The following is a 1006-nucleotide window of genomic DNA, read 5'->3' on the forward strand; positions in this document are numbered from 1 at the left end:
AAGGCTATGTTGTATTTCAGTGTTGGTGAACTATATTCAATATACTGAAACCTAAAAACGGTAGGTGCAACATGGCTTCCAAGCAGTTTCAAAATATACTACATCACATTACCAACTTAAATTACGCTCAACTTAAAAAGCTTCGCCACGAAGTTGAATCAAATATTGCCACTAACCAAGTAGGTCAAGCTATTGCCGACCATGAGGAATCAATATCTCATTGCCCCCATTGTGATTCACATAATCTAAATCGTTGGGGAATGACAAAGCAAGGAATTCAGCGCTTTAAGTGTAAATCATGCAACAAAACATTTAATGCACTTGCAGACTCACCACTTTACCGAATGAAAAAGGCTGAGAAGTGGATCGAATATACCAAATTAATGTGGGAAGGCGTATCCCTTAGAAAATCAGCTAAAGCTTTGGATATAACACTTAGAACGTCATTTCGTTGGCGACATATGTTTATTAAAGCCCCTGCCAGCTTTAATCCTTCAGTACTAACGGGTGTTATTGAAGCTGATGAAACATCTTTACCAGAATCTTTTAAAGGTAAGAGGGCTATTAACCGTAAGTCACGTAAACGTGGTGGTGGAAAAATCGAAAAAGTCCCTATTTTCATTGCTCTTGATCGTAGTGGTGCTATATCTCACAAGGTTTTAGAACGAAATACAAAAGAAAATATTCAAGCACAATTGAAGCCTTTATTATCATCAGGCTCAGTGCTTTGTACTGATGGAAACTTATCGTATAAAGGTATTGCTAAAGAACTCGACATTGACCATAAACGTTTGATTGGGTTGGATAACCAAAGAGTGGTAGAAGGTATTTACCATATCCAAACACTTAATAATTATACGATGCGATGGAAGGCATGGTTAAGACGTTTTAATGGCATTGGTACAGACTACATTGAGAATTATTTAAGCTGGTTTAGGTTTATGGAAGATAACACTGAGTATTCAGATCAAACATGGATAAAAGAGGCATTATGATATGAATTTTT

General features: G+C 36.6%; 1 protein-coding gene. It reads left to right on the top strand.

Going from position 1 to position 1006, the window contains the following annotated elements:
• The first annotated feature begins 71 nt into the window (after nt 1-71).
• The gene (locus FW757_RS23085; RefSeq protein ID WP_446441777.1) at nt 72-995 is read left to right on the top strand and encodes an IS1595 family transposase; all 924 of its coding nucleotides are present in this window, start codon (nt 72-74) and stop codon (nt 993-995) included.
• The last annotated feature ends 11 nt before the right edge of the window (nt 996-1006 follow it).

The sequence above is a fragment of the Pseudoalteromonas sp. 1181_04 genome (assembly GCF_052850545.1).